Here is a 24,316-nt window from a genome sequence, read left to right on the forward strand (position 1 = left end):
GTCCTCCAGCAGAAGGTTCGAGCATGTCCCGTTCCATGGCGCTTCTCTTGTATCTCGTGTTGGTTATCGGCGGTGGGCTCGCCATAGGCTACATCACGCTGCCCGGCGAATGGTATGCGGGTCTGGTGAAACCCTCGTTCAACCCGCCGAACTGGATCTTCGCCCCGGTCTGGACAATTCTCTACATATTGATCGCCATTGCCGGCTGGCGGGTCTGGGATTACGGCCTGCCACGGCCGCAGCAATTCTGGTGGGCTCAACTCGTTCTGAACTTCCTTTGGTCGCCGACATTTTTCGGCTTCCAGCAGATGGGACTGGCGCTGATCCTCATCAGCCTGTTGCTCGTCGCCATCATCGGTTTCATAAAAGTCACATGGGAGCCGGACAGAAGTTCCGCGCTGCTTTTCCTGCCCTATCTCGCCTGGGTGGCGTTCGCGACACTTCTCAACGCATCGTTGTGGATGCTCAATGCAACAGGATGACATGTACGCTTACCTGACGCCGATCGCCGGAAAAAACGTCGTCTTCGCCATGGCTGTCGATGCCGAATATGGTCCGCATCTGCGAAGACTGTTTACCCCGATGATTACCGGGGTTGGCCCGGTGGAGGCGGCGGTAAGCGTCGCCGCAACGCTTGCGAGCCTCGCTGCCAACCGCGCGCTCCCCGATCTTGTCGTTTCGCTTGGCTCTGCGGGCTCGCGTACGCTCGAACAGGCCGAGATCTACCAGGTGACGATCGTCAGCTACCGCGACATGGATGCCTCCCCGCTGGGGTTCAAGAAAGGCGCGACGCCTTTCCTCGACCTGCCGGTTGTTGTTCCGCTGCTGCATCGCATTCCGGGCATCAAGGAGGCTTCCCTGTCGACGGGCGCCAACATCGTCTCCGGCGAGGCCTATGACGGCGTCCACGCCGAAATGGTCGACATGGAGACGTTCGCCGTGCTGCGGGCCAGCCAGCGTTTCGGACTGCCGCTCATCGGCCTACGCGGTATTTCCGACGGCAAGGAGGAACTGCGGCATCTCAACGACTGGAAGGAATATCTCCATGTCATCGACGAGAAGCTGGCCCTTGCGGTCGAGGCGATGGGCGCGGCGTTGGCAGACGGGCGCATTGCTGTTTGAACTTTAATATCAGAATTTTATTGATACTATTTAGTGATACTATTATATGAATTTAAGCACCAAGCATAAAGCGACGCTCGCCGCAGTTTATGCCGATACTGTTCGGACCCAACTTCCGTGGCGGGATATCGAGGCATTGTTTATCGCGTGCGGGGCCGAGGTGAGCGAGGGCCATGGCTCTCGCGTTCGGGTAGCACTTCGCGGAGTTCGCGCCGTTTTCCATCGGCCGCACCCGCAAAAGGAAACCGATAAGGGCGCGGTTGAAGCTGTAAGGCGCTTCCTGAACGAGGCGGAGGTAAGGCCATGACGATGATGCATTACAAAGGCTACGAAGCCGTCATAGATTTTGATGAGGAAGCGGACCTCTTCCACGGCGAAATCATCAACCTTCGCGACGTAATTACATTTCAGGGTTCGTCGGCATCCGAACTCAAGACGGCATTGGCGGCTTCGATAGAAGATTATCTCGCCTTCTGCGCTGAGCGCGGCGAAGAGCCGGAAAAGCCATTCTCCGGCCAATTCGTGGTGCGCACCGAGCCGAGCCTGCACAAGGCCATCTCAGGCGCTGCCCGGAGAGCCGGAGTGAGCCTCAACAAGTGGGTTGTGGCGACACTCGAACGCTCGATCCGGTAGGAATTGAGCGACTTACTTGAATCAAAATCGCAAGCTCTTCACCTCTTCCCTCAACAACCGGAATCACTTTTTCAGTGCGGCGTGGTAACCCATTGCACCGACTCGACATTTGCTTTAAAGGCCCGCCATGAACACTCCCGTGCACCCAGATACAGTCCTCATCGTCGATTTCGGCAGCCAGGTTACACAGCTGATCGCCCGCCGCGTGCGCGAGGCCGGCGTCTATTCCGAGATCGTTCCCTTCCAGTCCGCCGGCGAGGCTTTCCACCGCATCCGGCCCAAGGCTGTGATCCTTTCCGGCAGCCCGCACTCGACCGTCGACATCGGCAGCCCGCGCGCGCCGCAGGACGTTTTCGATGCGAACATTCCGGTCCTCGGCATCTGCTATGGCGAGCAGACCATGTGCGCCCAGCTTGGCGGCAAGGTCGAGGGCGGCCATCACCGGGAATTTGGTCGCGCCTTCCTCGATATCCAGGAAGAGTGTGCGCTGTTCGAAGGCGTCTGGGCCAAAGGCACGCGCCACCAGGTATGGATGAGCCATGGCGACCGCGTGGTTGAAATCCCCGAAGGCTTCAAGGTCGTGGGCACATCGACCGGCGCGCCCTTTGCCGCGATTGCCGACGAGGCGCGCAAATACTATGCGGTCCAGTTCCACCCGGAAGTCGTGCATACGCCGGATGGCGCCAAGCTTCTCGAAAACTTCGTCCATCGCATCGCCGGTATCGAGGGTGACTGGACGATGTCGGCCTATCGCGAGCAGGCCGTCAATGCCATCCGCAAGCAGGTGGGCGACAAGAAGGTGATCTGCGCGCTTTCGGGCGGCGTCGACTCCTCCGTGGCCGCCCTTTTGATCCACGAAGCCGTCGGCGACCAGCTGACCTGCATCCTTGTGGATCATGGCCTGATGCGCAAGAACGAGGCCGCCGACGTCGTTCAGATGTTCCGCGAGCACTACAATCTGCCGCTCATTCTCGTCGACGCCTCGGAGCGCTTCATCAGTGCGCTCGAAGGCGAATCGGACCCTGAAAAGAAGCGCAAGACGATCGGCAGGCTTTTCATCGAAGTCTTTGAGGAAGAAGCCAAAAAGCTCGGCGGCGCCGATTTCCTCGCGCAAGGCACGCTTTACCCGGACGTCATCGAAAGCGTCTCCTTCACCGGCGGTCCGTCGGTGACCATTAAGTCGCATCACAATGTCGGTGGTCTGCCCGACCGCATGAACATGAAACTGGTCGAGCCCTTGCGCGAACTCTTCAAGGATGAAGTGCGCGTCCTCGGCAAGGAGCTCGGCCTGCCGGACCATTTCATCGGGCGCCACCCATTCCCGGGTCCGGGTCTTGCCATCCGCTGCCCGGGCGGTATCACGCGTGAAAAGCTCGAAATCCTGCGCGAAGCCGACGCTGTCTACCTCGACGAAATCCGCAAGGCCGGTCTCTACGACGTGATCTGGCAGGCCTTCGCCGTTCTTCTGCCGGTGCAGACCGTCGGCGTCATGGGCGATGGGCGCACCTATGAGTTTGTCTGTGCGTTGCGCGCGGTCACTTCCGTCGATGGCATGACGGCGGATTTCTACCACTACGATATGGGCTTCCTCGGCCAGGCGGCGACGCGGATCATCAATGAAGTCAAGGGCATCAACCGCGTTGTCTACGACGTGACTTCAAAGCCGCCCGGCACGATCGAGTGGGAATGATTAATTAGAGATGCAAAGCGCCCTACGTCTTGGCACTCGTCTTCAATGAGCTTTGACGACGCGATAAAAGCACTAGTCAGTTCATAACGCGGGACTGACCATTGCGCATAGACGCTGGACATCGACGCAAGTTACAGAGGCAGGGGGCTCGATATGGAACTGATCAAATTCAAGGTTGAAAACTTCAGGTCCGTTGAAAACAGCGGATGGATCAGTGTCGAGCGCATCGGTGCCTTCATCGGCGTAAACGAGTCTGGCAAGACCAATTTATTGACGCCACTTTGGAAGCTTAATCCAGCCCAAGAGGGAGAGATTCAGCCAACATCAGATTATCCAAAAAAGCTGTTTGGCACAATCCGCGCCAAACCCGCGAACTACTGGTTTATAACGGCGATATTCAGGACTGGCGACCTCGCCGACAAACTTACTGAGGTCACAGGGCGGAAGAGCGAAGAGCTTGAAACGGTCCAAGTCTGGCGGAATTTCGCCGGCAACTATCACGTAAGCTTCCCGGGCTGCAAAACGCTGGACACCGTTGCGGCTACCGAGATCGAAAGTGCGCTGAAGACCACTTTGGAAGCAATCGAGACATTCGCCGCGCGCGCCAAAGAAGACGCAATACGGGCTAAGATGCTCGCCGTGTTGAACACCGAAGTTGGACAACTGGGTGCCGCCTCCCTAAAGGCGCCGGCTCTCAAGGCGCTTATCGACCGGCTCGTCGCAGCCCAACCCGAGGAACCAGCAAAGACGAGCGTAATTTCACCGCGCTTCGCCCAACTCATTGAAACGCTTCAGGGGCACCACAACCTCATGTCCGTACCCTCACCGGGATCGAAGGGGCACGGACTTGAAGAGGTTTTAGAAGCGCTACCCAAGTTTGTTTACTACTCGAACTACGGCAATCTCGATTCGGAGATTTATCTGCCGCACGTCGTTCAAAACCTCAAACGCCAAGACCTCGGCAGCAAAGAAGCCGCCAAGGCTCGGACACTTCGTGTGTTATTCAAGTTCGTAGGACTATCGCCAGAAGAAATATTGGAGTTGGGTAGGGACTTCAAGGACCCGGCCAATCCGAACCGGGAGCCGACTCCGTCTGAAGCAGCCGCAATCGGCGAGAAAAAGCGCGAACGCTCTATTTTGCTGCAGTCCGCGAGCGCGCTCCTGACAAAGCGATTCCGCGAGTGGTGGAAGCAGGGGGATTACCGTTTCCGCTTTGAGGCGGACGGTAACCATTTCCGCATTTGGGTGGCCGATGAGCGGCGCCCGGAGGAGATAGAACTGGAGAGCCGCAGCACGGGCCTGCAGTGGTTCCTAAGTTTCTATCTCGTCTTCCTCGTGGAAAGCGAAGAAGCCCATCGCAATTCAGTTCTGCTGTTGGACGAGCCCGGCCTGTCGCTTCATCCTCTCGCACAGCGCGACTTATCGGAGTTCTTCGAAGGGCTGACCGAAACTAACCAGATTCTCTACACGACCCATTCACCATTCTTGGTCGATGCGGACCACCTTGACCGCGCGCGGAAGGTCTATGTCGCACCCGATGGCACAACAAAGGCTACTGAAAATCTGCGCGAGGGCGCTGAAGGGCCGGGCCAGGGCGGCGCTTCGTATGCCGTCCATTCGGCGCTTAACCTCACAGTGGCAGAGAGCTTGCTGCTCGGATGCCAACCGACGCTTGTCGAGGGTGCCTCGGACCAGCACTACCTAACGGCAATCAAAACGCTGCTCATTCGTTCGGGAAAAATCAAACCGAAGCGCGAGTTGGTCTTCCCTCCGTCCGGCGGCGCTAAGACAGCCCGGATGGTTGCCAGCATTCTGACCGGCCGGGACGATGCACTGCCGCTTGTCCTCCTCGATAGCGATAATGCCGGTCGCAAGATGGCGAATGAACTCAAAAGCTCCCTCTATCAAGACGGCCAAGACCGAGTGCTAGAGGTACAGACTTTCGTCGGTTTCGGCGAGGCGGAGATTGAAGACTTAATACCGCCCGCCTTCTTGGCTGACATTGTCGACCGTTGGCAAAGAATGTCCGACCCGGAAGACGAATTTTCACCTGCGCTGCAAACGGGCAAGCCGATTGTTCCACAGATCGAGGCGTGGGCGGCTAAACATGGGCTCACGTTGGAGAAAGGCTGGAAGGTTGAGATCGCGAAGCGCTTTAAGCAGCTCGCCCTAACCCGTGGTATCGAAGCGTTCGATGAAGCCGTACTGGCAAAATGGGTAAGCCTGTTTGAAAAGTTGGCCAGCTGATCGTGTGCAACATCGGACAGTTATTCATCACCGTGACCGCGGCTTATGGAAGCGCTACTCCCTCGCATTGATACAAATCCTCGGATCATAGCGGCTCAAAACTGCAGTATCAACTTGCCAGAGACGCGCAGGACGTTTCTGGCTTGCTTAATCGCCACTGCCAATGCCCGGTCCAGCGATCTGTGGAGTGGCCGAGACATCGGCGCAAATAAGGCGACAGACGATGCGTGTGATGGTGCTTGTAGAAGGCGACCGAAGACAGCGAAAAGGTGCTCCTTCCTACTCCCGAGATGCTCGATACAAGGGGCAGGTGCAATCACGAATGCCTCGCCGACAGCCGCATGCCTTAAACCATGCTGCCACGTGCTTCGAAGATAAATTAGTATTGACTAATGGATTAGCATTCACTAATGTATTCTCATGCTCGATGCTGCTCCCATCACCAACGTCATGCGTACGCTCGCCGATCCTACCCGGCGCGCCTTGTTCGAGCGGATCGTTCGAACTGATGAAATCACGGTGGTGGAGCTGACGCGGGGAAGCGGCGTGACGCAGGGCGCCATATCGCAGCACCTGAAGTCGCTGAAACGTGCCGGCCTGGTGGCCGAACGGCCCGAGGGGCGCAACGTCTACTATCGCGCCAGGCCCGAAGGGCTGGAGCCGCTGTTCGACTGGATGAACCACTACGGCGTCTTCTGGCGGGAGCGGTTCGCTAATCTTCGCAGCCTTCTCAAGGAGATCGATCCATGAACGACGCCGCATTGAACGCCGATACGCACGACATCGTTGTCGACGAGGTCTTCCCGCATTCGCCGGAGACGATCTGGAAGACGCTGACCACCGGCGCATTGATTGGCCGCTGGATGATGGCGGCCAAGGGTTTTGAACCCGTAAAGGGCAACCGCTTCACCTATCAGACCACACCGGCGGGTGAGTGGGACGGCACCATTCATTGCGAGGTTCTCGAGGCCATACCCAATGAACGCTTTGCCTATGCCTGGAAAGGCGGTCACGAGAGCAACACCGGCTATGGCTCGCGCCTCGACACGATCGTAACATTCGTCCTGAAACCGGTCGAAAACGGCACGCGGCTCACGCTGACCCATTCCGGCTTCATCGCGCCGAAGAACGATACAGCGTTCAGGAGCATGAGCGACGGCTGGAGAAAAATCATCCCGCGCATCGGCGATGTCGCCGACGAAACGAACTAACTTCCCAATCCGGACTCAACCATCCTTGGAGGAAACTCATGAGCAAGCCTTATACCGGCGGCTGCGCCTGCGGCGTCGTTCGCTATGAAATCGCGGCCGAACCCGTATTCTCTAACGATTGCCAATGCCGCGACTGCCAAAGGCGCAGCGGCACCGGACACGGATCCTACATGACCTTTGCCGGCGCTAACCCGAAACTCAGCGGCGAGGCGAAGCTGTGGGCGCTTGCCGGCGACAGTGCCAATATAAAGTCGCACGGCTTTTGCCCGACCTGCGGATCGCCGGTCTATCTGACATTCGCGACCATGCCGGAGCTCTTTACCATTCATGCGGCGAGCCTCGACGATCCGAACCGCTACGTACCGCAGGTCGTGACCTACGCCATGCGCGCACTACCCTGGGATCATGTCGATCCGGCCCTGCCAAAGTTCGAAAAGATGCCGCCGGACATGTGATCTCGTTCCCTATTCTGGGCGGATGGTCGCGGTTCGCACGGCGACCGCCAGTGCAACGAGCGCCAGAACCGCAGCAGCCGCGAAGGTCACATGCATGCCTGCGATGATCGCATCGGCGGGTGCTGCTGCGATATCAAGCGCCGCGGATGCCCGGGCAAAAACCGCTCCCATCACAGAGGCGCCGGTAATCAGGCCAAGATTGCGGGAGAGGCTGAGCATGCCCGAGATGACGCCGCGCTGGTCGACGGCGACGTTCTTCATGGTCGCGGTATTATTGGCCGCCTGAAACAGGGCATAGCCCGGCGTGAGTATGGCAATGGCGGTGACATAGCCGGCAATGCCGAACGTCGCCGGTATCAGGCAGAGCGCAAGTGAACCCGCCACCATAATGGAGAGGCCGGCAAGAATGATGGCGCGCGTACCGCGACGATCGACCATCCGCCCCGCCGGCACGCCGCTCAAGGCTGAGATGATCGGCCCGCCCGACATGACAATGCCGACGAGGGCGGCGCTCAGCCCAAGCCCGCGCGCCAGGTAGAAGGGGCCGACGACCAGCGTCGTCATCATGACGGTCGAGACGAGCCCGTTCATGGCAAGGCTGCCGCTCAAAACCCGGCTGCGCAGTATCGCCAGCCGAACCAGAGGAGATTTCGTCCTTTTCTCCACAAGCACAAAAAGCATGCCCGCCACAACCGCAAGCCCGATCAGGCCTGCGCTGAAGCCGTCGAATCGTCCCCGACCAATCGTCATCGCCAGGGCATAGGCGGCAAGTGTCACCGCCAGCAGTAGAGTGCCCGGCATGTCGAAGCCGGTGCAGGTTGAAAGGCCTTTGCGGCCTTCGCCCGGCAGATAGCGATAGGCGAGAACGAAGTTGCCGATGCCGATCGGCAGCATCACGAGAAAGATCGCGCGCCAGCCAGCGCCGGCGATCAACACGCCGCCGAGCGAAGGACCGAGCGCCGTTCCGATTGCCGACATTGTTCCGAGCAAGCCCATGGCGCTGCCGATCCTTTCCTTTGGAACCGCTTCGCCAACAAATGCGATGCTGAGCGACATCAGGATAGCCGCTCCAAGCCCCTGCGCCGTGCGGGCGGCAACCAGCATCCACAATGTGGGGGCCGCGGCGCACAAGGCGGAGGCAAGGGTGAACAGCAGGATTCCGGCGAGGAGCACCTGCCGATGGCCGACAACGTCCCCGAGGCGTCCCACGCTTACGATGCAAACCGTGACGGCAAGAAGATAGGCGAGGATGATCCATTTGCACGTGCTGGAATGGCGCGGAGAATGCCTGCGCCAGCGTCGGTAACGCGACGTTGGCGATGCTGACGCCAAGGGCGGAAAGCAGCGTCGAGAGTGCAAGCGCGGTGAGCGTCAACCGAGCGGATACCTCCTTGCTTCCGGCTACCGGTTCCGTTCGATCAATCGCCATCTGGTCCATCCTTGGGCTCCTTGCCACTTCGCCCGGTAGGCTAAGCGCTTGCGACAGATGGCGGAAGACGCAGCATTTGCACTTCAATCGTGCGTTTGACGCCATATCTTGAAGTCCTTATTGTTGTGACATGACGCCGCCCGACCTGAACCTGCTCGTTACGCTCGATGTGCTCCTCGCGGAGGGCAGCGTCGCGCGCGCCGCCAAACGTCTGAGACTGAGCCCATCGGCGATGAGCAGGGCGCTCGCGCGCCTGCGCGAGACGACAGGCGACCCGCTCCTTATCCGTGCCGGGCGTGGTCTTGTCCCGACACCGCGTGCGCTTGAACTGCGCGAGCGGGTGGGTCCACTCGTGGAAGATGTGCGGGCCGTTCTGCGTCCACAGGAATCACTCGACCTCAGGGGCCTCAAGCGAAGCTTTACCTTGCGCACAAGCGACGGCTTCGTCGAAACGTTCGGGCCGCAACTGATGGCACGGGTCGGCGCAGAAGCGCCGGGTATACGCCTGCGTTTTGTGCAGAAAGCCGATAGGGAAAGTGCCTCGCTTCGCGACGGCACCGTGGATCTCGAAACAGGCGTCGTCGGCAAGGCGACGAGCCCGGAACTGCGCATCCAGACGCTGTTCCGCGATCGGTTCGTCGGTGTGGTTCGCAAAGGCCACGCACTCGCCGCGGGCGAGGTGACCACCCGGCGCTACGTCGGGGGGCGGCATGTCAGTGTCTCGCGGCGCGGGGTCGACAGGGGACCCATCGACGAGGAACTGGAATTGCTGGGGCTTGAACGAGAAATCGTGGTGACCGTCGGCGGGTTTGCGAGTGCGCTCGCGCTTGCCCGCGGTTCGGACCTGATCGCCAGCGTGCCGGAACGGCACACGACCGCCTTGCGCATGGGCATGCACAGCTTCCCGCTTCCGGTTTCGATGCCTGTCGTCACCGTTTCGCTGCTTTGGCATCCACGCCATGATGCCGATTCAGCGCACCGCTGGCTGCGAGACTGCGTGCAAGCGGCCTGCGCCGAACAAGTCGAGCAGGAATAAAACTGGCTCGCTTGACATTGAGATAAGTGTTTGCTTATCTAAATCCATGGAACAAATCGTTTTCAAAGCCCTTGCTGATCCGACGCGCCGGGCCATTTTTGAAAAGCTCGCAGCCGCGCCGCAGAATGCCACCGAGTTGCGTCAAGGCTTCGGCATAACCCAGCCTGCCATGTCGCAGCATCTGTCGGTCCTGCGCGAAGCGCGGCTTCTGAAGGAGCGCCGCGAAGGGCGGTTCACGCAATATGAAGTCGAGCCCGATGGCCTTTTGATATTGGTCAACTGGCTTGCCAAATATCGCACCTATTGGCCTGATCGCGCTGCCGATCTGGCGGACCTGCTCAAGGAGATGGACCAGTGAATGAAGCCCCTTCACGTTCCGAGCCGCAGCTCGAGTTTAGCTTCGAATTCGAGGCCGATCCAGACAAGGTTTGGAAGGCGATCAGCGTCGAAGCCTTTCGCAAGCGCTGGCTTCCCGACCAGAATGTGCTCGAGGTTCTGCACGAAAGGCAACGCGAACAACTTGAGTTGCTGATCGAGGAGACCGAGCCGCCGCACCACCAAGGCATCGTGACGTTCAGCATACATGCAAATGGCCGTGGCGGCACCATTTTTGGAATCGTTCACCGGCGAACCATAGCCCGGGCGGCTGCGAACGACGCCGTGCCCAGAATGCTGCTCGCCGCTTAATACTCAAAACATCAATCGGAAATCTGGAGGTTGCGCATGCGCGACACGATGCAACTCGTCCCCATGGTGGTGGAACAATCCTCGCGTGGAGAACGCTCGTTCGATATCTATTCGCGCTTGCTGCGCGAGCGTATTGTGTTTCTGAACGGCGAGGTGAACGATGCCATGTCGGCAACGGTCTGCGCGCAGCTGCTTTTCCTCGAAGCGGAAAACCCCAAGCTGCCCATCGCGCTCTACATCAATTCCTACGGCGGCGTTATCACCAGTGGGCTTGCCATGTACGACACCATGCAGTTCATCCGCGCTCCCGTACACACATTGTGCATGGGAACTGCGCGATCGATGGGGTCTTTTCTTCTCATGGGCGGCGAGCCGGGGCACAGGGTTGCCTTGCCGAACGCCAGCCTACACGTTCATCAGCCGCTCGGAGGATTTCAGGGCCAAGCGTCCGATGTCCTGATCCATGCCGAGGAAATGGCGCAGGTCAAACATCGCATGATCACACTTTACGCCAAGCATTGCGGGCGAACCTACGAAGAGGTGGAAAGGACACTCGATCGCGACAAGTTCATGAACGCCGAGCAGGCCGTGGAGTGGGGGTTGATCGACCGGGTGCTGACGTCACGAAACAACGATATGGAGGCGCGCTAGGGAGGGACGCTCCTGCCTGATCGGAGGATGCGGAGAAGCCGCTGGCTTGCCCTGTCGCATCAACAAATTTTGACCGGCCGTGGCTCGCGTTAAACGTGCAAGCACTTTCAATTTTTTAAGGGGTATGAATCGGCCCTTGTTTGGCTATTGAGGAAGGCGTTATCTGGATTTCGAGGCCCGCCTTCGGCGGGAGACGCAGAGGAAATGGCCATGGCTCAACGAACCTATTCCGCTCCCCACGGGGGCGCACCCGCGCAAACGCAGCTCCTGACAGACCGCGCGGTGTTTACCGAAGCCTATGCCTTGATCCCGAAGGGCGTGATGATGGATATCGTCACAAGCCTCCTGCCGTTCTGGGACGACACCCGGCTTTGGGTGCTTTCGCGTCCGCTCTCCGGCTTTGCCGAGACATTTTCGCAATATATCATGGAAGTAGCGCCCGACGGCGGCAGCGATCGGCCGGAACTCGACGCTGGCGCCGAGGGTGTGCTTTTCATTCTTGAAGGCGAATTGAGCGTCACGCTCGATGGCAAGAAGCAGGTGATGCAGCCGGGCGGCTTTGCTTTCATCCCGCCGGCAAGCAACTGGAAGGTTCGCAACGAGAGCAGCGAGCCGGTCCGCTTCCAGTGGATACGGAAGGCTTACGAAGCCGTCGAAGGTATCGACATGCCGGAGGCCTTTTTCACGAATGAAGCGGATATTGTGCCGGCGCCGATGGCGGGCACAGAGGGCAAGTGGGCGACGACGCGTTTTGTCGATCCGTCGGATCTGCGTCACGACATGCACGTGACGATCGTGACTTTCGAGCCTGGCGCCGTCATTCCCTTTGCCGAAACCCACGTCATGGAACATGGCCTCTACGTGCTCGAGGGCAAGGCCGTCTATCGTCTGAATCAGGATTGGGTTGAAGTGGAGGCGGGCGATTTCATGTGGCTCCGCGCCTTCTGTCCGCAGGCGTGCTATGCCGGCGGTCCGGGCAAATTCCGCTATCTGCTCTATAAGGATGTCAACCGCCACATGAAGCTCAGCCTCACGCCACGGCGCTAGGCTCGGTTTCTAGCTTGCATCTTCGAGCGACTTCGGCGTCTCGAACCGCTTGAGTTCGCCGCGGTCGGTATCAACAGCTGTCCAGTCCTTGGCATTGAAATCGATCACGGCAATGCCGGCGGTCGGAAATTTTTCGCGCAGCCGCGAAAGATCGGGTTCCGGCCCACCCGCCACATGCTGGCGCGCGAATTCTTCAAGCCCGGGATTATGGCCGACGAGCATCAGGGTCGAGATGGTGGCGGGTGCCTGCCGGACAACGTCGAGAAGCGCGTTGACGGGTGCATCGTAGAGGCGCGGCTCGGCTTTCCATTCGAGCTTTGCTCCAAATTCGGCGGATGCAAGCTCAAAAGTCTGCATGGCTCGTCGCGCGGTCGAAACGAGGGCGAGATCGGGAAGCAACTGCTGGCGCGCTAGGAACGCACCCATCAATGGCGCCGTCCGCCGGCCACGTTTGGCGAGCGGCCGTTCATGGTCCTCGACGCCGGCCGGCCATTCCGATTTTGCATGCCGAAAGAGGATGAGCCTGCGCATCGAAGTCCTCGCATTTACGACGTTATCCGAAATTCCCCCGACAGATTTTCCGCCTCTGCAGTCTCAGACACGACATCCTTTACCGACGCACCGGGCGGTCCCTGCCAGAACCGATCGACCATCGACGATACCGCATTCTCCGGCCCCTCGATAAAGGCCAATACGCTCCCGTCCGGTTCGTTGCGGACCCAGCCACCCAGTCCGAGCTTGCGCGCTTCCATTCGCGTCCAGACGCGGTAGCTTACGCCCTGTACGCGGCCCGATATGCGAATAAGCTTCGCCTGATGCTCCTCCGGCATCGCGCCTCCCTGCCGATTATTCGGTGGCGGCCCCGAATGTTATCAGTCCGACAGCAAGTATAGCAAAGATGATGCCGAAGGATTGAACAATCGACAGCTTCTCGCCAAAGAAAACCAGAGCGATGAGATTGACCGCAATAAGCTGGATGACCGCGGAGAGGCTGAATGCCGATGCCATGCCGAACTCGCGCACCAGGCGCAGCATGATGAGATTGCCGACGGAATAGAGAACAATGGTGAGAACCAGCTTGGCATTGCTCGGCGCCAGCGCCCATGCCTTTGCGCACGTCGCGGCGAGCAGGAACGTGAATGTCGAAGCGGTGAGCTGCAAAAAGCCCGTCAAGGTCATGTCGATCTCCGGTCGATAGGTGCGTGTTACGTCTCGGTCAGTCTGCTGTTAAAGCGGTCAGATCGACATGTCGATGCTAATGCTGCGAGTTCTCGATTGCAATATTGTCGACAATCTGATTTTCTTGCTTCGGAACGAGGATCCATCCATGAGCGCTACGGATTTTGACCCCATTGTCGATACGACCCGCAGGGCAGAGATCGTCAGCCTGCTCAAACGGGCGATCCTTACCGGCAAGCTCGAACCTGGCCAGAAACTCAACGAACTGCGCATCTCCGAACAGATGCGGGTGAGCCGCGCTCCCTTGCGCGAAGCCATGCGCGAACTGGTCCAGGAGGGCATTCTTACCAGCATTCCCTATGCGGGCACATTTGTGATCGAAGTGACGGCGAAGGATATCGAGGATGCCTATTCGCTCAACCAGGTTCTCGACGAATTTGCCATCGAAAGGACGTGGCCGCTCCGCACCGAGGTTTTCTTTGCCGAACTTGACAGACGTCATGCTGCGGTGAAGCAGGCGACCCGCGACATCGACACGACCAGGCAGATCGAGACGGCGCTGCAATTGCACGGCCTGATCTATGAATGGGCCGATCACCCGCTCCTGCTGGATACGTGGCAGCGCCTCACCAGCCGCCTGCAGATGTATTTCGCCTTGCATCAACGGGCACGCAACGAACCGGTACCCTCGCTCGACGTGCACGAGGAATATGTCCGCCTTCTCAAAGGCAAGGACATGAAGGCGGCGCAGCGGCACGCCCGTGAGCACATCGCCCTCGATTTTGAGGAACTTGTTGCTTTTGCGCGTGGGCTTGAGGAGAGGCAGGCAGCCAAAAAGCCGGGGAGCCGCAAACGCCTCGACAATTGAGCGCGGACCGCAGGCGCTCTCCACACAATGGAACACGGGAACGTTATCGTGCAGATCAAGTCCATCAAAGCCTACAGTCTTATGCAGCCCTTCGTCGGCGGCCGCTACAATATGTCGAAGGGACGTGGTGCCGACGGTTTCGATGCAATCTTGGTTTCTATTACCTCAGACACCGGCGTGACCGGCTGGGGTGAAATGGCGCCACTTGGAAACTTCTATTCGGCTGCATTTGCCGCAGGCGCCAGGGCAGGGGTTCCAGAGATCGCACCACATCTGCTCGGCAGGGATCCTCGCGGGCTCGCGCAGATAAACCGCCTGATGGATACTGTCTTCAACGGCCACCCCTATATCAAAGCTGCCTTCGACATGGCCTGCTGCGACCTCACGGCCCGCGCCGCCGAGGTGCCACTGGTGACGATGCTCGGCGGCCGCGAAAGCGACATGGCCGATCTCTACAAGGTTGTCACCCACGGCTCCGTCGACGCGATGGTTAATCTTGCCAGGCGCATCGTCGGCGAAGGGTTTCATCGCCTGCAGGTCAAGGTCGGCGGCAAGGTCCACGACGATATCGAGCGGGTGACCGCCGTCGCTGCCGCGGTGCCGAAAGGTACGGTGATCTTCTGTGATGCCAATGGCGGCTGGACCGCCTATCAGGCGCGCCAGTTCGCCGATGCGACACGCGCCATCGACTACACGATGGAGCAGCCGTGCCTCGCGATCGACGATTGCCTCTCCGTCCGCTGTTCGCTCGACAAGCCCATGGTGCTCGATGAATCGGTTACTTCGCTCGAACAGATGCTCGAAATTCATCGCAAGGGCGCGGCTGACGGACTGACCCTCAAGATCTCGCGGCTCGGCGGCGTGACCAAGACCCGCCAGATCCGCGACGTCGCGGTTGATCTCGGCTTCATGATCACCGTGGAAGACACGGGCGGCGCCGAGGTCGATACCGCTGCCATGGCCCACCTCTCGCTATCGACGCCGGAAGAACGGCGCATGCATGCCATAGCCTTTCACGAATGGGTAACGGTTCGCACTGCGCGCAACGCGCCCCCCGTCGTTGGTAGCCGCATGGGCGTGCCGGACGGTCCGGGGCTCGGCATCGATGTTGATCCCGATCTCCTCGGCAAGCCGTTTCTCGAACTGAGCCACTGACAATGAAAATCCGCCGCATTACCGCAACCCCGATCAACCTGACGCTCGAAGCGCCCTATGTCTGGGTGTTCGGCGAACTCGATGGCTTTTCGCCAACCATCGTTGAAGTCGAAACCGATGATGGGATTATCGGGCTCGGCGAAGCGCCGAGTTCGGCCGCCGCCGCGATCATCAATGACACGCTGGCGCCTCGCCTGATCGGGCGCGATCCGATCGATATTGCCGGCGCCGAAAACCTCTGCCTGCCGTTCTGGACCGGCGTCCAGAGCATCAACGATCCCACGCGCATCCTCGCCTTTGGCGCAATCGAGATGGCGCTTTGGGACATTCGTGGCAAGGCCTGGAACCAGCCACTCTATCAATTGCTCGGCGGGGCGGTGCGCAAGGAGATACCTTTCACCGATTATTTCTCCCTGCGCGGCGATGGCGCGAACAAGATTGGCGAGAAGACACCGGAGGAAGTTGCCGACTATTGCGTTGAGCTCAACGAGCAGTTTGGGACCACGTTTTTCGAGGGAAAGTTCTCGACCGAAGACCCGAAGGTTTCGCTGCGTATGCTCGAACTCATCCGCAAAAAGCTCGGCGACGACGTGATGCTGCGAATCGATTCCAACCAAGCTTATTCACTTGCAACTGCTCGGCAACTTGTGCGAGCCTTGGAACAACTGAACGTTCGCAACTGGGAAGATCCTGTCGCGACAATCGAGGAAATGCGTGAATTGCGTCGCCATTGTTCGATACCGTTCTCGACGCACAACATCGACATTGCCCGCGCCATGGAATTGCGGGTGCCGGACGCGATTGTCGGCAACCCCGCGACCCACGGCGGCATCGGCCGCCTCGTCCGCTTCATTGGCGCCTGCGAACACGCCGGCATCGATTTCTGGTGCTATAGCGGCGATTCAGGCGTCGGCAGCGCCGCTTACCTTCACCTCTGCGCGGCGCTCGGCTGGATAAGGGAGCCGAATCAGTCGCTTTTCCGAATGCAAACCACCGACGTCATCGAGGAAGGGCCGTTTTCACCGCGAAACAATGTCGTTGCAGTGCCAGAAGGGCCGGGACTGGGGGTTACACTCGATCGGGACCGCCTTGCTGCCTGCCACAGGGATTTTGCCAAGAACGGCCCGAAGAACAAGTATCACGACCCTGCGAAGCCCGGTACCTACCGGCGCTTGCCGCTGAACTGAAAGGAGAATTTTCGCTTGCTGCCTGACCCGGCGCCAAGACCGGGCATTACGCGATCGGAGGAAAAGGCATCTTAAGTTTGTCGGTCACGGACGATCCGGCAACTCGGCGACCAGGAGCGCTGCCTAACTCATCGTCCGGTTAAAACATGATCCAGGGGAAAGAGCAGAAGCCATGAAAAACTATAAGTTCCTCGATATGCTCCGGCGCGGCCGGACCGATCTCGAAAACCATCTCATCGACGGCCTGGTCGACGGCAGAATAAGCCGCCGGGAATTCATTCGTCACGGCAGCCTGCTTGGCCTGTCCCTGCCCTTCCTCGGCAGCGTCGGATTTGCCGCCGGCATGGGCGGCATGCCCAGCCTTGCCCGCGCGCAAGGCACGGCCGGAGCGACGATCCGTGTTGCCAGCAGCGTGCCTGCCGCGGCTATCGAACCCGTCAGCGTCGCGGATGCCGGCGGCCTGCTCATGTTGCAGCAGTGCGGCGAGTTCCTGTGCCTTGATGGCCCGGATCTCGTCCTGAAGCCAATGTTGGCCGAAAGCTGGAAGCCCAATGACAAGGGTGATGTCTGGACCTTCAATCTGCGCAAGGGCGTCAAGTTCCACAGCGGCGGCGAGATGAAGGCCGACGACGTCGTGGCGAGTATCGATCGCCTCGCCGATCCGGCGAACTCGTCCAATGCGCTTTCGGTCTTCACCGGGTTCCTGCAGAAGGGTGCTACCAAGAAGATCGACGATTATACGGTCGAGTTCCATCTCGACGCGCCAAACGGCAACTTCCCCTACATGGTGTCGTCGGACAACTACAACGCAATCATCATTCCTGCCGATTACAAGGGCGATTTCGAGAAGAACTTCAACGGTACCGGGCCGTTCAAGCTGGAGAAGTACACGCCGAAGGTCGGCGCATCTTTTGTGCGCAATGAGGACTACTGGGGCGAAAAAGCACTCCCGGCCCGGACGGAATTCACCTTCTTCGGCGACATCCAGCCGATGATCCTTGCGCTTCAGGGCCGTCAGGTCGACGTAATCAACCAGATGCCGGTGCTTGCCGGCGTCGCACTGCTCACCGATCCAAACGTCGAAATCATCAGCCTGAAATCCGTGGCCCATCACCAGGTTCACATGCGCACGGACATGGACCCGTTCAAGGATCCCCGGGTGCGCCGCGCCGTAGCGCTCAGCATCGACCGCAACAAGCTGCAAAAGGGCCTGATGCGCGGTCGCGCCTCGCTTGGCAATGACAGCCCGTTTGCGCCGGCCTTTCCGTCAACGGATACGACCGTTGCGCAGCGCCAGCAGGATCTGAAGCAGGCAAAGGAACTGATGGAGGCGGCTGGGGCCGGCAAGGGTTTCAAGGTTACGCTCACCACTGAGCGCTATCTGGAAATTCCGGAATATGCCCAGCTGATCCAGAATGCGGTCAAGGAGATCGGCATCGACCTCCAGCTCAACATTCTCGATCAGGGCGCCTATTACGGCGATGCGGTGTTCGGCAAGTCCAACTGGCTCGATTCCGTCATGGGCATCACCGACTACGGCCATCGCGGCGTGCCCAACGTCTACCTCTCCGCGCCCTTGAAGAGCGAAGGCACGTGGAACTCGGCGCATTTCAAGAACAAGGACTACGATACGCTCGCTGCCGGATACATCGCTGCGCTCGACCTTGAGGCGCAGAAGGAGACGGCCGGCAAGATACAGCGGCTGCTGCTCGAGGAAACGCCGGTCATCTTCGGCTATTTCTTCGATTACCTGACGGCGACGGCAAAGGGCGTTTCCGGCGTACAGCCGACGGCAATGTCGCAGAACTATCTCGACCGCGCCTCGAAGGCGTAAGGGAGGAACGGACATCCTGCAACAGCCAGCTCCGCGCAGGTGGGGCTGGCTAACATGGGAGCTAGAGCCATACTTTCCTTTCTGCTGAAGCGCATTGCCCTTTCGATCGTAACCCTGTTCCTGCTCAGTATCATGGTGTTCCTGGGAGGGCAGGTGCTGCCCGGGAATGTCGGGCGCGCCATATTGGGACCGCTCGCCGACCAGCGTGCCGTCGACGCGCTCAACCATTCGCTCGGCCTCGACCGGCCGCTGCTTGTACAATACTGGGACTGGATTTCCCATTTCGTTCAAGGCGATATGGGCACTTCCTATATTTTCCGAGCGCCTGTTGCGCCTTTCGTCATCGATGCGCTCGGCAATTCGATGAAACTTGCGCTCGTTGCTTTCATCATGGTGGTGCCGCTCGGCATTCTAGGCGGCATCATCGCCGCGCTGAATGTCAATCGGCCCATCGACCGCATCATCAGCCTGGGCGGTCTTTCGGCAACCGTTCTGCCGGAATTCGTCACCGGCATCATCTTCATTCTGCTCTTCGGCGTCTGGCTGAACTGGCTGCCGATTGCAGCCGTCTGGCCGCCGGGTTCGGGCATCTTCACCCAAATCTACTATTTGATCCTTCCGGCATTGCCGCTGTTCCTCGTGCTCTTCGGCTACATCGCGCGCATGGCGCGATCAGGCATGATCGAGGCGCTCGATGCCGACTATACGCGCACCGCCGTCCTCAAGGGCCTGCCCTGGCATACGGTCATCTGGCGGCACGTGCTGCGCAATGCGCTGCTGCCGACGATCACGGTCATCGCCACCCAGACCGGCTACCTCATTGGCGGGCTCGTCGTGGTCGAGACCCTCTTCCGTTATCAGGGCATCGGCTCGCTGATCTTCACGGCCGCACGCGGCAAGGATTTCCCGGTGCTTGAAGCCGGTATCCTGACGATCGGCATCGTCTATGCGGTGGCGACGCTGATTGCCGATCTTCTCTATTCCGTCCTCAATCCACGCATCCGACTGGGGACCGATCAATGACGGCGACTGATATCAAACAGCCTGACCTGCCCGCGCCGCCGATCAAGCGTAGTCCCGCAATGGAAGTGGTGGCGGCGCTCGGCCGCTCCGGTTCTTTCATCACGGGTCTCGTCATTGTTGTCTTCTGGGTCCTGTGCGCACTCTTCGGCGAATATTTTACGCCGCACGATCCGCTTGCGGATGACATCATCAACGCGCTCATGCCGCCCTCGGCCGATAACTGGTTTGGCACCGACCAGCTCGGTCGCGATGTGTTCTCGCGCGTCATCGTCGGGTCGCGCGATATATTGACGGTCGCGCCGCTGGCGACGTTGCTGGCGACCATTGCCGGCACAACGCTCGGCCTGTTCACCGGCTATTTCCGCGGGCTTGTCGATGACGTGATCAGCCGCATCCTCGAGGCGTTCATGGCAATCCCGGTCGTGATCGTGGCACTGCTCGCCATCGTTGCGCTCGGAACGTCGAAGACCACGGTCATCATCGTCATTGGCCTGAGCTTTGCGCCGATCATCGCCCGCACCGTACGTTCGGCCGTCCTATCGGAGCGCGAACTCGACTATGTCGCGGCGGCGCAATTGCGCCGCGAGAGCGCGCTGCACACCATGTTCGTGGAAATTCTTCCCAACGTCATACCGCCAATCCTCGTCGAGACGACGGTGCGTCTTGGCTATGCCATCTTCGCGGTTGCGACGCTGAGCTTCATGGGCTTCGGCATCCAGCCGCCATCGCCGGACTGGGGTCTGAGCATTTCAAGCAATTACGGGATGATCGGCGGCGGCTTCTGGTGGACCGTGCTCTTCGATGCGTTCGCTATCGCCTCGCTGGTGATCGGCGTCAATCTTGTGGCCGATGGCGTGCAGGGGGCCTTGAATGACTGACTTATCGACACCCAATGCGCTCGAACTGCATCACCTCTCCGTCGCCTATCGGGTTGGCGGCCGCAACCGCGCTGTGCTGCGCGATCTGAGCCTTACGATTCGCCCGGGCGAAGCTTACGGCCTTGTCGGCGAATCCGGCTGCGGTAAATCGACGGTTGCCCTGTCCGTCGTGCGCTATCTTCCCCGCAACGGGGTCATCACCGCCGGCGAAATCGCCCTTGCCGGCCACAATGTCATGAAGCTCGACAACGAGTCGCTGCGCCGCATGCGTGCCGAAAGCGTGTCGATGGTCTATCAGGATCCCGGCAAGGCGCTGAACCCGTCGATCCGCATCGGGCGGCAAATGACCGAGATTTTCGAACTGCGCGGAATTTCCGGCCAGGCCGCGGTCGACCAGGCCATCTCCATGCTCAACCGCGTCCGTATCTCAGATCCGGTTCGGGTCATGCAACGCTATCCGCATCAGCTCTCCGGCGGCATGCAGCAGCGCGTCGGAATTGCCATGGCGCTCGCCAGCGACCCGACAATGCTGATCCTCGATGAGCCGACCACCGGCCTCGACGCGACGGTCGAGGCGGAGGTGCTCGACCTCATTGCCAAGCTCAGGCAGGAACTTTCGGCGTCGATCCTCTTCATTAGCCACAACCTCGCGGTGGTCTCGCGCATGTGCGACCGTGTTGGCGTTCTTTACGCCGGCATGCTTGTCGAGGAGGGGACGACCGCCGAAGTTTTCAACAATCCGCGCCATCCCTACACCGTGGCACTGTTGCGCTGCCTGCCGCGGGGCGGCCAGCGCAAGGACCAGATCAGGCTCGACACAATTCCGGGATTTCTCCCGGCGCCGGGCGCAACGATCACCGGCTGTCCCTTTGCCGATCGCTGCGCCCTTGCCGACAGCCGGTGCCATAATGAACTGCCGCCGCTGCACGACCTCGGTGGCCGCCTTTCGCGGTGCCACTATCACGAACGCGCGCAAGACCTGCCGCGTACGACGCCGGGAAGCATTGCCGCAGCGCCGGCGGCCCACGGCCGCGAGCCGGTCTTGCGCATCAAGGACCTCAACAAGACCTATGCTGCCCATGGCCACGCCCTGCGTGCGGTCAACGACGTTTCCCTTGATCTGATGCCGGGACAGACCCTGGGCCTCGTCGGGGAATCGGGAAGCGGCAAGACAACCTTTGCCCGGCTCCTCCTCGGCCTCGTTCCAGCCGACTCCGGCGGCTCGATGCAACTCGATGGCCAGCCGCTTGCGTCGAAACTCGAAAGCCGCAGTGCCGATCAGGTCAAGGCGATGCAGATCGTTTTCCAGAACCCCGATTCGGCGCTCAATCGCGCGCATTCGATCCGCCACATCATGGGCCGTGCCTTGCGAACACTGGCCGGCCTGAAAGGCGCGTCACAGCAAAAACGCCTCATCGAGTTGGTCCGCTCTGTCCGGCTGACAGAGCGTCATCTCAGCGTCAAGCCGCGCCAGCTTTCGGGTGGCCTCAAGCAGCGTGTGGCAATCGCCCGCGCCTTCGCCGGCGATCCGCGCATCGTCGTGTGCGACGAGCCCACCTCGGCGCTCGACGTGTCGGTGCAGGCGGCGATCCTCAATCTCCTTGCCGACCTGCAGACAAAGGAGCATGTCAGCTATATTTTCATCTCGCACGATCTCGCCGTCGTTCGTTACCTGTCCGACCATATCGCGGTGCTCTATCTTGGGCGGATCATGGAGATCGGCCCGTCCGAACGCGTGTTCTCCGGCCCGCACCATCCCTATACCGAAGCGCTGCTTTCGGCCGTACCGAAGCTCGACGACACCGAACCGAGCCGCGTCCGGCTCGACGGAGAGATTCCAAGCGCCGTTAATCCGCCGTCCGGGTGCGTTTTCCATACGCGCTGCCCGCGCAAGATCGGCGCGATCTGCGAGGAGCAGGAGCCGCCGCTCTTCGATTCCGAACCCGAACACAGGATCCGCTGCCACATTCCGTTCGAGGAATTGGCGCGGCTGCAAAAGAAGCAAGAGGTGATACCGGCATGAGCGACGAGAGGGTGATGACCTATGACGAAATCGAAACGCTCGCGGCGAGGGCCCTGATCGCCTCTGACGTTGCTCCGGAGAATGCGGCGGCGGTCGCAAAATCAATTGCGGCGGCCGAACGCGACGGACAGGCGATCGTCGGCCTTTCCTATCTTCCGACCTATTGCGACCATGCCGCCTGCAAGAAGGTGGACGGCCACGCGCAGCCGCGCCTCGAGCAATTGTCGCCTGTTGCGCTGCGTGTCGACGCCGGCACCGGCTTTGCCCATCCGGCGATCGCGCTCGGACTACCGGCGCTCATCGACGCGGCCCGGCAATCGGGCATTGCGGCGCTGTCGGTCACAAATTCCTATGCCTGCGGGTCGCTCGGCTATTTTGTCGAGGATCTGGCAGCCGAAGGGCTCATTGCGCTGATGACGGCCAATGCTTCACCCTCGATTGCGCCCTTCGGCGGCAAGACGCCGTTCTTCGGCACCAATCCGCTCGCTTTTGCCGTCCCACGTGACGGGCATGCGCCACTGGTCATCGACCAGTCGTCGAGCGTCGTCGCCAGGGTTGCCGTCATCGACGCCTATAATCGCGGTGTGCCGCTGCCTGACGGCTGGGCCATCGATGCGGAGGGCGTGCCGACCAACGACGCGGCCGCGGCGATGGAGGGTAGTCTTCTGCCGATCGGAGGCTACAAGGGTTTCGGGCTTGCACTGATGGTCGATATTCTTGCTGCGGGCCTTGGCGGGGCGCACTGGTCCTACGAAGCATCATCCTTTGGCGATTGCGAAGGCGGGCCGCCGCGCACGGGCCAGTTCATCATCGCCATTGATCCCGACATGTTTGCCGGGCCCGGCTTCGCCGGCCGGCTGGAACAGATGCTGACGGCGGTCAAGGAAACGCCTGCCGTGCGGCTTCCGGGCGACCGCCGTCTCGAAGCACGCCGCCAGCATGCCAACGGTGTCGCGCTGCCGGCCGCCGTGGTGGCGACCGTCGAGCGCTATGCGCGCGACGGCTCACCGATGCTGGCCAAATAGGCCGAGTTACATTTCGCTCTTGATATAAGCGACCAGCTGGTCGAGCACGGTGCCCCAGCCATCGTGGAATCCCATCTCCTCGTGCTGCTTCTTGCCTGCACTGTCGCGATGGATCGCGATGGCCCGGTAGCGCGTGCCGTTTCCTTCGGGTTCCAATGTCAGATAGGCGGTGAAAAAGGGCTTTTCCGACGGGCGATAGCCGGGGAGGAGTGCATCGGTCCACACGAGCTTCTCATTCGGAACGACTTCGAGATAGCAGCCGACATTCGGAAACGACTGGCCTTCGGGTGAGAGCATGGTCGTCCGGAACACGCCGCCCGGCCGTAGGTCGATCTCGCAATCGGTGGTCTGCCAGGGCTTCGGCGTGAACCATTTGACGATATGTTCGGGCGTCGTCCACGCCTTCCATACGAGCTCGCGCGGGACATCGACGACGCGTTCAAGAACGAGATCGAGTTCCGGATTTATTGCGGGTAGCTGCGTCATTTATCCTGCTCCTTGAGTTGAATGAGATAGTCGTCGAGCTGATCGAGGCGGCGTTCCCAGAGGAAACGTTGCTTCGCGAGCCAGTCCTCGATCAATTGCAGCGACTCCGGTTCGAGCCGGTAGGTACGCACGCGGCCGGTTTTCGCCGACCGCACGAGGCCGCACCCTTCGAGCACCTTGAGGTGTTCGACGAAGGAGGGCAGCGCCATATCGAATGGCGCTGCAAGTTCGCTGACCGAAGCTGGGCTGTTTCCAAGCCGTTCGAGCACGCGTCGTCGCGTCGGGTCTGAAAGTGCGCGGAAGATGCCGTCAATCGGCGCCATCGCTTGCGCAGCACCATGGGTAGCACCAAACATAATCGCACCTCCTTCCGTGCGGATGAATACTTAGGATATTTCCTAAGTGATGGCAAGCCGCCTGCAATCGATCACCGCAAATAACCCAACCATC

At 60.1% G+C, this 24,316-nt stretch carries 27 protein-coding genes and 1 pseudogene; 22 read left to right on the top strand and 6 right to left on the bottom strand.

Annotated features, from left to right (window positions below; translation table 11 throughout):
- Positions 1–23 precede the first annotated feature (23 nt).
- The 9 genes from AC1DNI_RS05740 (at position 24) to AC1DNI_RS05780 (ending at position 7,358) form a co-directional block, all read left to right on the top strand.
- Positions 24–482 (top strand): TspO/MBR family protein, encoded by a 459-nt coding sequence (locus tag AC1DNI_RS05740; protein WP_477691134.1) that lies wholly within the window; start codon positions 24–26, stop codon positions 480–482.
- On the top strand, positions 469–1,122 hold the full coding sequence (locus AC1DNI_RS05745; protein ID WP_477691135.1) for a 5'-methylthioadenosine/S-adenosylhomocysteine nucleosidase: 654 nt from the start codon (positions 469–471) through the stop codon (positions 1,120–1,122). The genes AC1DNI_RS05740 and AC1DNI_RS05745 overlap by 14 nt, the downstream gene beginning before the upstream one ends.
- 46 nt (positions 1,123–1,168) lie before the next feature.
- Complete coding sequence (locus AC1DNI_RS05750) at positions 1,169–1,429, top strand: type II toxin-antitoxin system HicA family toxin (RefSeq protein WP_477691136.1); 261 nt, start codon at positions 1,169–1,171, stop codon at positions 1,427–1,429.
- Entirely contained in the window at positions 1,426–1,755 is a 330-nt protein-coding gene (locus AC1DNI_RS05755; RefSeq protein WP_172982616.1) for a type II toxin-antitoxin system HicB family antitoxin, read from the top strand. The genes AC1DNI_RS05750 and AC1DNI_RS05755 overlap by 4 nt, the downstream gene beginning before the upstream one ends.
- Before the next feature lie 127 nt (positions 1,756–1,882).
- Positions 1,883–3,445 carry a glutamine-hydrolyzing GMP synthase gene (gene guaA, locus AC1DNI_RS05760; RefSeq protein ID WP_477691137.1) on the top strand — a complete coding sequence of 521 codons (1,563 nt, stop codon included), beginning with the start codon at positions 1,883–1,885 and terminating at the stop codon, positions 3,443–3,445.
- A gap of 153 nt (positions 3,446–3,598) precedes the next feature.
- Positions 3,599–5,692 (top strand): AAA family ATPase, encoded by a 2,094-nt coding sequence (locus AC1DNI_RS05765; protein WP_477691138.1) that lies wholly within the window; start codon positions 3,599–3,601, stop codon positions 5,690–5,692.
- A 420-nt stretch (positions 5,693–6,112) separates the two neighbouring features.
- Positions 6,113–6,442 carry an ArsR/SmtB family transcription factor gene (locus tag AC1DNI_RS05770; protein ID WP_477691139.1) on the top strand — a complete coding sequence of 110 codons (330 nt, stop codon included), beginning with the start codon at positions 6,113–6,115 and terminating at the stop codon, positions 6,440–6,442.
- Positions 6,439–6,903: an SRPBCC family protein gene (locus tag AC1DNI_RS05775; RefSeq protein WP_477691140.1), complete on the top strand. Its 465-nt coding sequence runs from the start codon at positions 6,439–6,441 to the stop codon at positions 6,901–6,903. Before AC1DNI_RS05770 ends, AC1DNI_RS05775 begins: the two co-directional genes overlap by 4 nt.
- A 38-nt stretch (positions 6,904–6,941) precedes the next feature.
- Positions 6,942–7,358 (top strand): GFA family protein, encoded by a 417-nt coding sequence (locus AC1DNI_RS05780; protein WP_477691141.1) that lies wholly within the window; start codon positions 6,942–6,944, stop codon positions 7,356–7,358.
- A 9-nt stretch (positions 7,359–7,367) separates the two neighbouring features.
- Here AC1DNI_RS05780 and AC1DNI_RS05785 read toward each other — a convergent pair.
- Positions 7,368–8,796: pseudogene (locus AC1DNI_RS05785) on the bottom strand (MFS transporter).
- Positions 8,797–8,917: 121 nt separating this feature from the next.
- Between AC1DNI_RS05785 and AC1DNI_RS05790 the strand changes: the two are divergent.
- The 5 genes from AC1DNI_RS05790 (at position 8,918) to AC1DNI_RS05810 (ending at position 12,208) form a co-directional block, all read left to right on the top strand.
- Positions 8,918–9,823: a LysR family transcriptional regulator gene (locus AC1DNI_RS05790; protein ID WP_477691142.1), complete on the top strand. Its 906-nt coding sequence runs from the start codon at positions 8,918–8,920 to the stop codon at positions 9,821–9,823.
- Between the two features lie 46 nt (positions 9,824–9,869).
- A complete protein-coding gene (locus AC1DNI_RS05795) occupies positions 9,870–10,181 on the top strand; it encodes an ArsR/SmtB family transcription factor (protein WP_027230143.1) in 312 nt (103 codons plus the stop codon).
- Entirely contained in the window at positions 10,178–10,510 is a 333-nt protein-coding gene (locus AC1DNI_RS05800) for a hypothetical protein (RefSeq protein ID WP_477691143.1), read from the top strand. The genes AC1DNI_RS05795 and AC1DNI_RS05800 overlap by 4 nt, the downstream gene beginning before the upstream one ends.
- Before the next feature lie 36 nt (positions 10,511–10,546).
- Positions 10,547–11,161, top strand: a complete 615-nt coding sequence (locus AC1DNI_RS05805) for an ATP-dependent Clp protease proteolytic subunit (protein WP_091919517.1) — start codon at positions 10,547–10,549, stop codon at positions 11,159–11,161.
- A 210-nt stretch (positions 11,162–11,371) separates the two neighbouring features.
- Positions 11,372–12,208 carry a bifunctional allantoicase/(S)-ureidoglycine aminohydrolase gene (locus AC1DNI_RS05810; protein ID WP_477691144.1) on the top strand — a complete coding sequence of 279 codons (837 nt, stop codon included), beginning with the start codon at positions 11,372–11,374 and terminating at the stop codon, positions 12,206–12,208.
- A 9-nt stretch (positions 12,209–12,217) separates the two neighbouring features.
- On the opposite strand, the gene AC1DNI_RS05815 is transcribed toward AC1DNI_RS05810, so the two are convergent.
- The 3 genes from AC1DNI_RS05815 to AC1DNI_RS05825 are packed head-to-tail and all read right to left on the bottom strand — an operon-like array spanning position 12,218 to position 13,387.
- Entirely contained in the window at positions 12,218–12,739 is a 522-nt protein-coding gene (locus AC1DNI_RS05815; RefSeq protein WP_477691145.1) for a SixA phosphatase family protein, read from the bottom strand.
- Positions 12,740–12,753: 14 nt separating this feature from the next.
- A complete protein-coding gene (locus tag AC1DNI_RS05820) occupies positions 12,754–13,038 on the bottom strand; it encodes an acylphosphatase (protein ID WP_477691146.1) in 285 nt (94 codons plus the stop codon).
- Between the two features lie 16 nt (positions 13,039–13,054).
- Positions 13,055–13,387, bottom strand: a complete 333-nt coding sequence (locus tag AC1DNI_RS05825; RefSeq protein ID WP_153668013.1) for a hypothetical protein — start codon at positions 13,385–13,387, stop codon at positions 13,055–13,057.
- Between the two features lie 148 nt (positions 13,388–13,535).
- Between AC1DNI_RS05825 and AC1DNI_RS05830 the strand changes: the two genes are divergently transcribed.
- The 8 genes from AC1DNI_RS05830 to AC1DNI_RS05865 all read left to right on the top strand — a co-directional run bounded on the left by AC1DNI_RS05830 (position 13,536) and on the right by AC1DNI_RS05865 (position 23,380).
- Positions 13,536–14,255, top strand: a complete 720-nt coding sequence (locus AC1DNI_RS05830; protein WP_477691147.1) for a GntR family transcriptional regulator — start codon at positions 13,536–13,538, stop codon at positions 14,253–14,255.
- A 48-nt stretch (positions 14,256–14,303) separates the two neighbouring features.
- The gene (locus AC1DNI_RS05835) at positions 14,304–15,410 is read left to right on the top strand and encodes a mandelate racemase/muconate lactonizing enzyme family protein (RefSeq protein WP_477691489.1); all 1,107 of its coding nucleotides are present in this window, start codon (positions 14,304–14,306) and stop codon (positions 15,408–15,410) included.
- A 2-nt stretch (positions 15,411–15,412) separates the two neighbouring features.
- Positions 15,413–16,597 carry a mandelate racemase/muconate lactonizing enzyme family protein gene (locus AC1DNI_RS05840; protein ID WP_477691148.1) on the top strand — a complete coding sequence of 395 codons (1,185 nt, stop codon included), beginning with the start codon at positions 15,413–15,415 and terminating at the stop codon, positions 16,595–16,597.
- 172 nt (positions 16,598–16,769) lie between these two features.
- A complete protein-coding gene (locus tag AC1DNI_RS05845) occupies positions 16,770–18,431 on the top strand; it encodes an ABC transporter substrate-binding protein (protein WP_477691149.1) in 1,662 nt (553 codons plus the stop codon).
- Between the two features lie 54 nt (positions 18,432–18,485).
- A complete protein-coding gene (locus tag AC1DNI_RS05850) occupies positions 18,486–19,454 on the top strand; it encodes an ABC transporter permease (protein WP_477691150.1) in 969 nt (322 codons plus the stop codon).
- A complete protein-coding gene (locus AC1DNI_RS05855) occupies positions 19,451–20,332 on the top strand; it encodes an ABC transporter permease (protein WP_091949861.1) in 882 nt (293 codons plus the stop codon). Before AC1DNI_RS05850 ends, AC1DNI_RS05855 begins: the two co-directional genes overlap by 4 nt.
- Positions 20,325–22,355: a dipeptide ABC transporter ATP-binding protein gene (locus AC1DNI_RS05860; protein ID WP_477691151.1), complete on the top strand. Its 2,031-nt coding sequence runs from the start codon at positions 20,325–20,327 to the stop codon at positions 22,353–22,355. Before AC1DNI_RS05855 ends, AC1DNI_RS05860 begins: the two co-directional genes overlap by 8 nt.
- Positions 22,352–23,380, top strand: coding sequence for an Ldh family oxidoreductase (locus AC1DNI_RS05865; protein ID WP_477691152.1), 1,029 nt, complete (start codon positions 22,352–22,354; stop codon positions 23,378–23,380). Before AC1DNI_RS05860 ends, AC1DNI_RS05865 begins: the two co-directional genes overlap by 4 nt.
- Positions 23,381–23,386: 6 nt before the next feature.
- Here AC1DNI_RS05865 and AC1DNI_RS05870 read toward each other — a convergent pair whose 3' ends face one another.
- Together AC1DNI_RS05870 and AC1DNI_RS05875 are read right to left on the bottom strand one after the other, a co-directional pair.
- Positions 23,387–23,866, bottom strand: a complete 480-nt coding sequence (locus tag AC1DNI_RS05870) for an SRPBCC family protein (RefSeq protein ID WP_477691153.1) — start codon at positions 23,864–23,866, stop codon at positions 23,387–23,389.
- Positions 23,863–24,222 carry an ArsR/SmtB family transcription factor gene (locus AC1DNI_RS05875; RefSeq protein ID WP_477691154.1) on the bottom strand — a complete coding sequence of 120 codons (360 nt, stop codon included), beginning with the start codon at positions 24,220–24,222 and terminating at the stop codon, positions 23,863–23,865. The genes AC1DNI_RS05870 and AC1DNI_RS05875 overlap by 4 nt, the downstream gene beginning before the upstream one ends.
- Positions 24,223–24,316 lie beyond the last annotated feature (94 nt).

It is taken from the genome of Phyllobacterium sp. 01N428 (genome assembly GCF_056399405.1).

Coding starts and splice junctions, on each gene's coding strand:
- AC1DNI_RS05825 (WP_153668013.1), bottom strand. CDS start 13,387: ATGACCTTGACGGGCTTTTTGCAGCTCACCGCTTCGACATTCACGTTC.
- AC1DNI_RS05830 (WP_477691147.1), top strand. CDS start 13,536: ATGAGCGCTACGGATTTTGACCCCATTGTCGATACGACCCGCAGGGCA.
- AC1DNI_RS05805 (WP_091919517.1), top strand. CDS start 10,547: ATGCGCGACACGATGCAACTCGTCCCCATGGTGGTGGAACAATCCTCG.
- AC1DNI_RS05740 (WP_477691134.1), top strand. CDS start 24: ATGTCCCGTTCCATGGCGCTTCTCTTGTATCTCGTGTTGGTTATCGGC.
- AC1DNI_RS05790 (WP_477691142.1), top strand. CDS start 8,918: ATGACGCCGCCCGACCTGAACCTGCTCGTTACGCTCGATGTGCTCCTC.
- AC1DNI_RS05870 (WP_477691153.1), bottom strand. CDS start 23,866: ATGACGCAGCTACCCGCAATAAATCCGGAACTCGATCTCGTTCTTGAA.
- AC1DNI_RS05815 (WP_477691145.1), bottom strand. CDS start 12,739: ATGCGCAGGCTCATCCTCTTTCGGCATGCAAAATCGGAATGGCCGGCC.
- AC1DNI_RS05775 (WP_477691140.1), top strand. CDS start 6,439: ATGAACGACGCCGCATTGAACGCCGATACGCACGACATCGTTGTCGAC.
- AC1DNI_RS05850 (WP_477691150.1), top strand. CDS start 18,486: ATGGGAGCTAGAGCCATACTTTCCTTTCTGCTGAAGCGCATTGCCCTT.
- AC1DNI_RS05810 (WP_477691144.1), top strand. CDS start 11,372: ATGGCTCAACGAACCTATTCCGCTCCCCACGGGGGCGCACCCGCGCAA.
- AC1DNI_RS05780 (WP_477691141.1), top strand. CDS start 6,942: ATGAGCAAGCCTTATACCGGCGGCTGCGCCTGCGGCGTCGTTCGCTAT.
- AC1DNI_RS05855 (WP_091949861.1), top strand. CDS start 19,451: ATGACGGCGACTGATATCAAACAGCCTGACCTGCCCGCGCCGCCGATC.
- guaA (WP_477691137.1), top strand. CDS start 1,883: ATGAACACTCCCGTGCACCCAGATACAGTCCTCATCGTCGATTTCGGC.
- AC1DNI_RS05770 (WP_477691139.1), top strand. CDS start 6,113: ATGCTCGATGCTGCTCCCATCACCAACGTCATGCGTACGCTCGCCGAT.
- AC1DNI_RS05860 (WP_477691151.1), top strand. CDS start 20,325: ATGACTGACTTATCGACACCCAATGCGCTCGAACTGCATCACCTCTCC.
- AC1DNI_RS05795 (WP_027230143.1), top strand. CDS start 9,870: ATGGAACAAATCGTTTTCAAAGCCCTTGCTGATCCGACGCGCCGGGCC.
- AC1DNI_RS05750 (WP_477691136.1), top strand. CDS start 1,169: ATGAATTTAAGCACCAAGCATAAAGCGACGCTCGCCGCAGTTTATGCC.
- AC1DNI_RS05755 (WP_172982616.1), top strand. CDS start 1,426: ATGACGATGATGCATTACAAAGGCTACGAAGCCGTCATAGATTTTGAT.
- AC1DNI_RS05840 (WP_477691148.1), top strand. CDS start 15,413: ATGAAAATCCGCCGCATTACCGCAACCCCGATCAACCTGACGCTCGAA.
- AC1DNI_RS05845 (WP_477691149.1), top strand. CDS start 16,770: ATGAAAAACTATAAGTTCCTCGATATGCTCCGGCGCGGCCGGACCGAT.
- AC1DNI_RS05820 (WP_477691146.1), bottom strand. CDS start 13,038: ATGCCGGAGGAGCATCAGGCGAAGCTTATTCGCATATCGGGCCGCGTA.
- AC1DNI_RS05745 (WP_477691135.1), top strand. CDS start 469: ATGCAACAGGATGACATGTACGCTTACCTGACGCCGATCGCCGGAAAA.
- AC1DNI_RS05865 (WP_477691152.1), top strand. CDS start 22,352: ATGAGCGACGAGAGGGTGATGACCTATGACGAAATCGAAACGCTCGCG.
- AC1DNI_RS05765 (WP_477691138.1), top strand. CDS start 3,599: ATGGAACTGATCAAATTCAAGGTTGAAAACTTCAGGTCCGTTGAAAAC.
- AC1DNI_RS05875 (WP_477691154.1), bottom strand. CDS start 24,222: ATGTTTGGTGCTACCCATGGTGCTGCGCAAGCGATGGCGCCGATTGAC.